This window comes from Microbacterium sp. BF1, from assembly GCF_019279095.1.
Classification (GTDB): Bacteria; Actinomycetota; Actinomycetes; order Actinomycetales; family Microbacteriaceae; genus Microbacterium; species Microbacterium maritypicum.
Genome location: NZ_JAGYWT010000038.1, coordinates 1 through 10010 on the forward strand (window position 1 = coordinate 1; position 10010 = coordinate 10010).

Here is a 10010-nt window from a genome sequence, read left to right on the forward strand (position 1 = left end):
CGGCAGAGGAGCTTCCCGATCGCCTAGGAGAGCTCAGCGCCTTCGCGAACGGCTCGTCGTCCGAATCGCCCTACATCCCTCCCATTGTCCGCGCGATCATCACCCACTTCATGTTCGGGTATGACCACTACTTTGCTGATGGAAATGGCAGGATCGCCCGAACCTCCTTCTACTGGTCGATGCTTCACAACGGGTACTGGCTGGCCGAGTACCTTGCGATATCAAAGATCCTCCGTGCCGCTCCCGGAAGGTATGGCGACAGCTACCAATACACCGAAGACGACGGCAATGACCTCACATACTTCATCCTCCACCAGCTCCACGTGATCGCACGGGCTCTCGACGAGCTCGACCTCTACATCGAAGGCCGCCAGCGTGAATCGCAGCGGGTGCAGTCCGCGCTTCGCAGCGCTGTCCGGGACTTCAATATGCGTCAGACTCAAATCCTCGAATGGCTCACGCGAGAATCTCCTTCAGGAATCACTGCGATCGAGATCGCCAACCGCTATCGAGTTTCCACCCAAACGGCTAGGAACGATCTCTCATACCTAGAGTCGTTCGGACTACTCACCCGCGGGGTGGCCAAACACCCGATCGTTTGGCACCCGACGAACGATCTATCGTCACGGCTTGCTCAGCTGGGAGATCAGGAGAGCTCATAAAGCCAAGCGCATGTTCTTCTTTGGCTTTCTTGTCGCTTCGGAGTCGAACCGGGCACCCTCGTCACATCCCCATCGCCGATCTGCTTCACTGGGGGCATGACGACACACGAAGGGGAGCCGCACGGCGCCGGGCTCGGTCAGCGACTGAACTGGTTGCGCGCGGGGGTGCTGGGCGCGAACGACGGCATCGTCTCGGTCGCCTCGCTCGTGGTCGGAGTCGCCGGCGCGACGACCGACAACGCCGCACTCCTCACCGCGGGAATCGCCGGCCTCGTGGGTGGAGCCATCTCGATGGCGCTCGGCGAGTACGTCTCGGTGAGCAGCCAGCGCGACAGTGAGCGTGCCCTCATCGCGAAGGAGAGCGAAGAGCTGCGCACCATGCCCGCAGCGGAGCTCGACGAGCTCACTCAGCTCTACCGCGACCGTGGACTCTCCGACGAGACGGCGCGTCAGGTCGCGGAGGAGCTCACGGCGCACGACGCCCTGGCTGCGCACCTGGAGGTCGAGCTCGGCATCGACCAGGACGACCTGGTGAATCCGTGGCACGCGGCGATGTCGTCGGCGATCGCCTTCACTCTCGGCGCGCTGCTGCCCTTGCTGGCCATCCTGCTTCCGCCCCCGGAGTGGCGGGTCCCGGTCACCTTCGTGGCCGTCCTCCTGGCTCTGGCCGTGACGGGCATGCTGTCCGCGAAGATCGGGGGTTCGGCGCCGGTGCGCGCATCGATCCGACTGGTCATCGGCGGCGGGCTCGCCCTGGCCGCGACCTGGCTCATCGGCACCCTTCTCGGCACCACGGGCGTCGTCTAGCGACCACCGCGACGAGGAACGACGAAGGGCGGATGCCGCAGCATCCGCCCTTCGTCTGATCCGTTCCGAGGATCAGTTCGACATGAAGCCGACGAGCAGTCCGCCCGTCACCTTCACGGCGAGGTTGTAGATTCCGGCCACCACGGCGCCGAGCACCGTGAAGACGATCAGGTTCAAGATGGCGACCACAGCCGCGAAGGCCATCACCTGAGGAAGACCGACCACTTCGGAGAGAACGAAGCTGTTGTCGGTGATGCCGAGCAGGAAGCTCTCCGCCGTCGTCATGATCCCCGTCGCCTGGAACACCAGGAAGATGAGGAAGAACGACACCATCGTGACGACCGCGAGGGCGACCGCTCCGAGGAACGAGAGCTTCACGGCCGACCAGAAGTCCACGTAGACCAGTCGGAGGCGTACCTGCTTGCCACTGGTCTTGCGGGTCGACTTCTTCGCCAGCTTGTCGGCCACTGTGCTCATGCGTCTGTATCCTCGGGGGTCTGTGTCGTCTCGGGGGCCTGGGTCTCGGCATCCTCCGCTTCCGCCTCGTCTTCGGCGAGGCCACGCTCGCCGTTACGGGCGATGGCGAGGATGCGGTCGGCCTCCGTCGTACGGGCGAACACCACTCCCATGGTGTCTCTACCCTTGGCGGGGACCTCGGCCACGGCAGAGCGTACCACCTTGCCGCTGGAGAGAACCACCAAGACCTCGTCGTCCTCGGAGACGATCAGACCACCCGCGAGAGTGCCCCGATCGTCGTTGAGCTTGGCGACCTTGATGCCTGTTCCGCCGCGTCCCTGCACGCGGTATTCCTCCACCGCGGTGCGCTTGGCGTACCCGCCGTCGGTGACGACGAAGACGAACTTGCCGGGCGCTGCGACAGAAGCCGAGAGCAGGCAGTCCTCGTCGATCTTGAACTTCATGCCCCGGACACCGGCCGTGGCACGACCCATCGGACGCAGTGCCTCGTCGGTCGCCTCGAAGCGCACCGACATGCCGCGACGGCTGATGAGGAGGATGTCGTCCTCGGCGTTCACCAGGAGCGCGCTGACGAGTTCGTCCTCCTCGTTCAGGCGGATCGCGATGACGCCGCCCTGACGGTTGGTGTCGTACGCCTCGAGTCGCGTCTTCTTGACCAGACCCTCGCGCGTCGCCAGCACCAGGTAGTCCGCCACCTGGTAGTCGCGGATGTCGAGCACCTGCGCGATGTTCTCGTCCGGCTGCAGGGCGAGCAGGTTCGCGACGTGCATGCCCTTCGCATCGCGCCCGGCCTCGGGCACCTCGTAGGTCTTCGCACGGTAGACGCGACCCTTGTCGGTGAAGAACAGCAGCCAGTGGTGCGTGGTCGTCACGAAGAAGTGCTCGACGATGTCGTTCGCGCGCAGCTGCGCACCCTTGACGCCCTTGCCGCCGCGGTGCTGCGAACGGTAGTTGTCGCTGCGCGTGCGCTTGATGTAGCCCTCGCGGGTGACGGTGACGACCATCTCCTCCTCGGCGATGAGGTCTTCCATCGAGACATCACCGTCGAAGCCGTGCAGGATGTGCGTGCGACGCTCGTCTCCGAAGCGGTCGACGATACCGGTCAGCTCTTCGCGGATGATCGTGCGCTGACGACCCTCATCGGCCAGGATCGACTTGTAGTCGGTGATCTGGGCCTCGAGCTCGTTGGCCTGGTCGATGATCCGCTGACGCTCGAGAGCGGCGAGGCGGCGCAGCTGCATCTGCAGGATCGCGTCGGCCTGGATGTCGTCGATGTCGAGGAGCTTCTGGAGTCCCTCGTTCGCATCCGCGGTGGTCTGCGAACGACGGATCAGCGCGATGACCTCGTCGAGCGCGTCGAGCGCCTTGAGGTATCCGCGCAGGATGTGCATGCGCTTCTCGGCCTCGCGCAGACGGAACTCCGTGCGACGGACGATCACATCGATCTGGTGCGAGATCCAGTGCGTGATGAAGCCGTCGATCGCGAGGGTGCGCGGCACACCGTCGACGATCGCGAGCATGTTCGCGCCGAAGTTCTCCTGCAGCTGGGTGTGCTTGTACAGGTTGTTCAGCACGACCTTCGCGACGGCGTCGCGCTTGAGCACGACGACCAGACGCTGTCCGGTGCGGTCGGAGGACTCGTCGCGGATGTCGGCGATACCGGTGATCTTGCCGTCGCGGGCGAGGTCGCCGATCTTCACGGCCACGTTGTCGGGGTTCACCTGGTAGGGCAGCTCGGTGATGACGAGGCAGGTACGACCCTGGATCTCCTCCACGTTGACGACCGCGCGCATCGTGATCGAGCCGCGACCGGTGCGGTACGCCTCGTGGATGCCCTTGTTTCCGAGAATCTGCGCGCCGGTCGGGAAGTCCGGTCCGGGAACACGCTGGATCAGACCTTCGAGCAGCTCCTCACGGGAGATGCCGGGGTTGTCGAGGGCCCAGAGGGCGGCGTCGGCCACCTCGCGCAGGTTGTGCGGCGGGATGTTGGTGGCCATGCCGACCGCGATGCCGACCGAGCCGTTGACGAGCAGGTTCGGGAACCGGGCCGGCAGGACCGTCGGCTCCTGCGTCTGGCCGTCGTAGTTGTCGGTGAAGTCGACGGTGTCTTCTTCGATGTCGCGCACCATCTCGAGCGCGAGCGGGGCCATCTTGGTCTCGGTGTACCGCGGGGCCGCGGCACCCATGTTGCCGGGCGAGCCGAAGTTGCCCTGGCCGAGGGCGAGCGGATACCGCAGCGACCACGGCTGCACCAGTCGCACGAGGGCGTCGTAGATCGCCGAGTCGCCATGCGGGTGGTACTGGCCCATGACCTCGCCCACCACACGGGCGCACTTCGAGAACGACTTGTCGGGGCGGAACCCGCCGTCGTACATGCCGTAGATCACACGGCGGTGCACGGGCTTGAGCCCATCGCGCACATCGGGGAGCGCGCGCCCCACGATGACGGCCATCGCGTAGTCGAGGTAGCTGCGCTGCATCTCCGACTGCAGGTCGACCTGATCGATCTTGCCGTGATCGTGTTCCGGTTCGGTGCGTTCTTCGTCAGTCATGAATCAATCTCTCTGTCACACATCTGGTCTGAGCCCGCGGGCATCAGATGTCGAGGAAGCGGACATCCTTGGCGTTGCGCTGGATGAAGCTGCGTCGGGACTCGACGTCCTCGCCCATCAGCACGCTGAAGATCTCGTCGGCCGCGGCGGCGTCCTCGATGGTGATCTGCTGCAGGGTGCGCGTGGTGTGATCCATCGTCGTCTCCCACAGCTCCTTCGGGTTCATCTCGCCGAGACCCTTGTAGCGCTGGATGCCGGCATCCTTCGGGATGCGCTTGCCGTTCTCGATGCCGTGCTTGAGCAGGGCGTCGCGCTCGGCGTCGCTGAACACGTACTCGTGCGCGGAGTTCGACCACTTCAGGCGGTACAGCGGCGGCATCGCGAGGTACACGAAACCGGCCTCGATGAGTCCGCGCATGTAGCGGAAGAGCAGCGTGAGCAGCAGCGTGGTGATGTGCTGGCCGTCGACGTCGGCATCGGCCATCAGCACGATCTTGTGATACCGCGCCTTCTCGATGTCGAACTCTTCGCCGATGCCCGTGCCGAAGGCCTGGATCATCGCCTGGACTTCCTTGTTGCCCAGGGCCTTGTCCAGACGCGCGCGCTCGACGTTGAGGATCTTCCCTCGCAGCGCCAGGATCGCCTGCGTGTGCGGGTCGCGACCCTGCACCGCGGAACCACCGGCCGAGTCACCCTCCACCAGGAAGATCTCGCTGATCGACGGGTCCTTGCTCGTGCAGTCCTTGAGCTTGTCGGGCATCGCCGCCGACTCGAACACGCTCTTGCGACGGGCGGTCTCTCGCGCCTTCCGCGCGGCGAGGCGGGCGGTCGCGGCGTCGATCGCTTTGCGGATGACGTTCTTCGCCTGGTTCGGGTTGCGCTCGAACCAGTCGCCGAGCTGATCGCCGACGACCTTCTGCACGAAGGCCTTGGCTTCGGTGTTGCCGAGCTTGGTCTTCGTCTGGCCCTCGAACTGCGGTTCTCCGAGCTTGATCGAGATGACCGCGGTCAGTCCCTCGCGCACGTCGTCGCCGGAGAGGTTGTCGTCCTTCTCCTTGAGGAGATTGTTCGCGCGGGCGTACTTGTTGACCAGGGTGGTCAGTGCCGCGCGGAAGCCCTCTTCGTGGGTTCCACCCTCGTGGGTTTTGATCGTGTTGGCGTAGGTGAACACGTTCTCGGTATACGACGTGGTCCACTGCATCGCGACCTCGAGCGAGATCTTGCGCTCGGTGTCTTCCGACTCGAAGGCGATGATCTCGTCGTTGACCACTTCGGCGTGACGCACCTTGTTGAGGTACTCGACGTAGTCGACCAGGCCGCGCTCGTAGAAGAACACGTCTCCCGGCTGCTTGGTGACGGTCGAGCCGTCTTCCTCGACCTCGTAGGCGGAGGACTCGCGCTCATCGCGCAGCTCGATGCGGAGGCCCTTGTTGAGGAAGGCCATCTGCTGGAACCGCGTGCGCAGCGTGTCGTAGTCGAACTCGATGGTCTCGGTGAAGATCGAGGAGTCCGGCCAGAACGTGATGCTCGTTCCGGTCTCGTCCGTCGCCTCGCCCTTCTCGAGCTTCTGCTGCGGGATGCCACCGTCGGCGAAACTGTGCCGCCAGACGAATCCCTTCTGCTTCACCTCGACGTCGAAGCGCGTCGACAGCGCGTTCACGACGGAGGATCCGACACCGTGCAGACCACCGGAGACGGCGTAGGCGCCGCCACCGAACTTTCCGCCGGCGTGCAGGATCGTGAGCACGACCTCGACCGTCGACTTGTTCGGGTCGGAGGAATGCGGATCGACCGGGATGCCTCGACCGTTGTCGACGACGCGCACGCCGCCATCGGCGAGCATCGTGACGAAGATCGTGTCGGCGTAGCCGGCCAGAGCCTCATCGACCGAGTTGTCGACGATCTCGTAGACCAGGTGGTGGAGTCCTCGAGGCCCGGTGGACCCGATGTACATACCGGGGCGCTTGCGCACAGCCTCGAGGCCTTCGAGGATCTGGATCGAATCCGCACCGTACTCACCAGGCTGCTTCGCCTTGGGTGCAATGGTGCCCTCGGTTGCGGGGGTTCCCCCGGTGTTCGATTCCGTCTCGTCAGCAGGGGATTCAGGCGTCATCAGAGGGCATTCTCCACATCGATATCACGAACTCCCATTCTAGCGGAGTTTCGTCGAGAAATGCCGCTCAACGGCCGTGTGTGGGCCTGTGAGCGTTTCGACCCCCTTGCGTGGTGCCCTACCCGTAGGTATCGCGCGGGCCCCGTCCTGGAACGGCTCTGGGACCCCATTTCCACGAGGGAACGTCCGGTCCGATGAAGCGAAGATTCTGGACCCCTGCGTCGGGATACCGTCGGCCGATCTCCGTGAGAATCGTGGCCCGCATGAACTGCAGGTTCTTCGCCCACGCGGTCGAGTCGCACTTCACCGTGAGCAGGCCGCGCTCCAGGGAGACGGGTTCGGAGTGCTTCGCTGTGTCGGCGCCGGCGAGATCGGCCCACTGACGGACGAGATCTTCCCGAGCGAGGGTGATCTGCCAGCCGGAGTCACGGCTCAGCTTGTCGAGCACCGCGCCGAGAGCACCAGGATCGCGCCCAGGAGTGAAGGGAGCGTTGTCATCGTCGTTGGCGATGCGCCGCTTGCGCTTCCAGCTTTTGGAGCTCGGCTGCAGGCCCCGAAGGCGCAGGTACGTGCCGATCGTCTCGGGAACTTCGGCCGCGGGAGTCGAAGCCGCGGGAGTCGAAGCCGCGTCAGTCATCCGCCGCCTCCCGTTCGTCGCTGATCGTTCCGGCGCTGATGCGCACCACGTGGGCATGCAGCACCTCGGGGATATCCTCCTCCACCGCCGCCGTCACCACCACCTGCTCGTAGCCGGCCGTGAGGGCCGCGAGTCGCTGACGCCGATCGGCGTCGAGCTCGGCGAAGACGTCGTCGAGGATGAGCACCGGGTCGCCGGCGGGGGATTCGCTGCGCAGCAGCTCGGCCGAGGCCAGCCGGAGGGCGAGGGCGACCGACCAGGACTCGCCGTGAGAGGCATAGCCCTTCACGGGGAGGTCGCGAACACGCAGAACCAGGTCGTCCCGGTGCGGCCCGGTGAGGGTCAGCCCGCGATCGAGCTCGTTCGACCGCTTCGCTGCGAGCGACGCGCGGAAGAGATCGGCGATACGGTGCGGATCGCTGAGTCGGTCGATGGCCGATGCGCCGTCGGCTCCTTCGCCACCGTCTTCTCCTTCTTCGGGGTCGCCGCCGCCGACGGAGAGCGCCCACTCCAGTTCCGGACGATGATCGGCACCGGCGATCGCCTCGTAGGCATCGGCAACCGGCTGCTGCAGATCCGCCGCGAGACGCTGACGTGCCGTGATGATCTCCGACCCGAGCGAGACGAGCTTGTCGTCCCACACATCCAGCGTGCTCAATCCTTCGCCGCGGACACCGCGAGCTCGGGCAGACTTCAGCAGCGCATTGCGCTGTTTGAGCACACGGTCGTAGTCGGCGAGGACGGCCGCGAGCCTCGGAGTGCGTTGGATGAGGAGCTGATCGGTGAAGCGGCGGCGAGCCGAGGGGTCGCCGCGCACGATCTGCAGATCTTCCGGAGCGAACAGCACCACATGTGCGTAGCGGGGGAGTTCGTTCGGCTTCGAGGGCGAGCCGTTGATGCGAGCCTTGTTCGATCCCTGCCTGTTCACCTGGACCTCGGCGAGCACGCGACGCTCGCCGTGCGAGAGTCGCGCGCGGATCACTGCGAACTCCTGCCCGTCACGGACCATCGGCGCATCCGAGGAGACACGGTGCGATCCGAGCGTCGCGAGGAAAACGATGGCCTCGGCGAGATTCGTCTTCCCCTGACCGTTGCGCCCGACGAGGACGTTCGGTCCGCGATGCAGGGTGAGTTCAGCGGTCGCGTAATTGCGGAAATCGACCAGACTCAGGTGCTCCACAATCACGGAGTCAGCCTACCTTCGGGGTCTGACACAGGTTCTTCTCTGGTTTTCATGTGGGGCGCAGGTGACGACGCGCCCCTCGCTCGCAGAGCGGGTTCCCTCCCGATGCTCATTCCGGGATCACCACATCTCCCGAAGGATCTACGTGAGCGCCAAGGCGCCGGCCGATCCGGGAACGTTTCGGGTAGGGAGGTAGCGGAGAGGATCAGCGCAGGAGCAGGTTGGGCTGAAGCAGGTACTTGAACGAGTCGAGGCCGGCCTGGTCCACGGAGGTCTGACTCGTGATCAGCACCGGGCTGAGCTTGTTGGCATTGTCGCTCGAGGTGAACGTCACGCGGACGAACTCGCTCTTCACCGCGCCGAGGGCCTCGATGAGGTACTGCGGGTTCAGGCCGAGCGTGACCTCGTCGCCGCCGGCGAGGATCGCATCGACAGACTCGGAGGCGCGTGCGTGGTCTCCCCCCGAAGCATCCATGGTCACGCTGTCGCTGGAGAACGTGAAACGCAGTGGAGCAGCGCGATCGAGAACGAGAGAAACTCGGCGGACGGCCTCGACCAGGTCGGCCGTGTTGACGACCGCGTAGTGATCCGTCTGCTCCGGGAAGAGTCGGCGAACGGGCGGGAAATTGCCCTTGATCAGGAGAGAAGTGACGGTCTTGTTTCCTGCGGTGAAGGCGATGATCTCTCGGTCGCCTGCTCCGGAGAAGGCCACCTGGATCGTGCCGGCGTGACCGAAGGTCTTACCCACTTCGAGGAGCGTGCGTGCGGGAACCAGTGCGGTGGCCTCGACGGCTTCGCCGTCCCACGGCACATCCCGCAGCGAGACGCGGTAGCGGTCGGTCGCGACGAGGCTGAGGTTGTGTCCGGAGACTTCGAGCTGCACACCGGTGAGCACGGGGGTCACATCGTCACGCGACGCGGCGAATCCGACCTGGGAGATGGCGGTGCCGAAGTCGTCGGCGGGAACCACACCGGAAGAACCCGTCACCTCGGGGATCGACGGGTATTCCTCGACCGGCATGGCAGCGAGTGTGAACCGTGCGGAGCCGCAGGTGACGGCGATGCCGCCGTCTTCCTCGACCGCGATCTCGATCGGAGCGTTCGGGAGGCGGCTCGCGATGTCGGAGAGCAGCCGGCCGTGGACCAGAATCGTGCCGGGTGTCTCCACCGTGGCTTCGATGGTCGTCCGCGCGGATGCTTCGTAGTCGAAGGCGGAGAGTGTCAGACCGGAACCATCGGCTTCGATCAGGACTCCGGCCAGGATCGGCTGGGGGTTGCGCTGCGGCAGAAGCTTGACGACGAACGAGACAGCCTCGCTGAAGACATCGCGGTTGACCTGAAACCTCACGGGTGCTCCCTTGTCGTCGAACTGTGACGCGTTGTCGTCTGCCCTGCCGGTGCAGGGCTTCCCATGCTAGCCCCACACTCCGGCGTATCCCTACGCCGAGGTTCTTGTCGTTCGTCCGGCGGTTCTCCCCACCGTCTGGTGATCGGATCGCGCATTGAATGACTTAACTCCTTAACGGTGTTAACAGCTGTGGATACTGTGGATAAGTCGGTGGATAGCAAGAGCGAGTAG

8 protein-coding genes are annotated in these 10010 nt (G+C 64.9%); 2 read left to right on the forward strand and 6 right to left on the reverse strand.

Annotated elements, in window-relative coordinates; translation table 11 throughout:
• A partial coding sequence (locus tag KZA10_RS02590) for a Fic family protein (RefSeq protein WP_218682096.1) occupies window positions 1-662 on the forward strand: 662 nt, incomplete at its 5' end.
• Window positions 663-758: 96 nt separating this feature from the next.
• Window positions 759-1469, forward strand: coding sequence for a VIT family protein (locus KZA10_RS02595; protein WP_141385620.1), 711 nt, complete (start codon window positions 759-761; stop codon window positions 1467-1469).
• A gap of 72 nt (window positions 1470-1541) precedes the next feature.
• Here KZA10_RS02595 and KZA10_RS02600 read toward each other — a convergent pair whose 3' ends face one another.
• The 6 genes from KZA10_RS02600 to dnaN all read right to left on the reverse strand — a co-directional run bounded on the left by KZA10_RS02600 (window position 1542) and on the right by dnaN (window position 9779).
• On the reverse strand, window positions 1542-1946 hold the full coding sequence (locus tag KZA10_RS02600; protein WP_141385621.1) for a DUF3566 domain-containing protein: 405 nt from the start codon (window positions 1944-1946) through the stop codon (window positions 1542-1544).
• A complete protein-coding gene (gene gyrA / locus KZA10_RS02605) occupies window positions 1943-4498 on the reverse strand; it encodes a DNA gyrase subunit A (protein WP_055875450.1) in 2556 nt (851 codons plus the stop codon). The genes KZA10_RS02600 and gyrA overlap by 4 nt, the downstream gene beginning before the upstream one ends.
• A gap of 43 nt (window positions 4499-4541) precedes the next feature.
• Entirely contained in the window at window positions 4542-6611 is a 2070-nt protein-coding gene (gene gyrB / locus KZA10_RS02610) for a DNA topoisomerase (ATP-hydrolyzing) subunit B (RefSeq protein WP_256934322.1), read from the reverse strand.
• A 118-nt stretch (window positions 6612-6729) separates the two neighbouring features.
• Window positions 6730-7248, reverse strand: a complete 519-nt coding sequence (locus KZA10_RS02615; RefSeq protein ID WP_218682097.1) for a DUF721 domain-containing protein — start codon at window positions 7246-7248, stop codon at window positions 6730-6732.
• A complete protein-coding gene (gene recF / locus KZA10_RS02620) occupies window positions 7241-8434 on the reverse strand; it encodes a DNA replication/repair protein RecF (protein WP_055875445.1) in 1194 nt (397 codons plus the stop codon). The genes KZA10_RS02615 and recF overlap by 8 nt, the downstream gene beginning before the upstream one ends.
• A 202-nt stretch (window positions 8435-8636) precedes the next feature.
• Window positions 8637-9779 (reverse strand): DNA polymerase III subunit beta, encoded by a 1143-nt coding sequence (gene dnaN / locus KZA10_RS02625; protein WP_218682098.1) that lies wholly within the window; start codon window positions 9777-9779, stop codon window positions 8637-8639.
• Between the last annotated feature and the right edge of the window lie 231 nt (window positions 9780-10010).

Coding starts and splice junctions, on each gene's coding strand:
- gyrA (WP_055875450.1), bottom strand. CDS start 4,498: ATGACTGACGAAGAACGCACCGAACCGGAACACGATCACGGCAAGATC.
- KZA10_RS02615 (WP_218682097.1), bottom strand. CDS start 7,248: ATGACTGACGCGGCTTCGACTCCCGCGGCTTCGACTCCCGCGGCCGAA.
- KZA10_RS02595 (WP_141385620.1), top strand. CDS start 759: ATGACGACACACGAAGGGGAGCCGCACGGCGCCGGGCTCGGTCAGCGA.
- KZA10_RS02600 (WP_141385621.1), bottom strand. CDS start 1,946: ATGAGCACAGTGGCCGACAAGCTGGCGAAGAAGTCGACCCGCAAGACC.
- gyrB (WP_256934322.1), bottom strand. CDS start 6,611: ATGACGCCTGAATCCCCTGCTGACGAGACGGAATCGAACACCGGGGGA.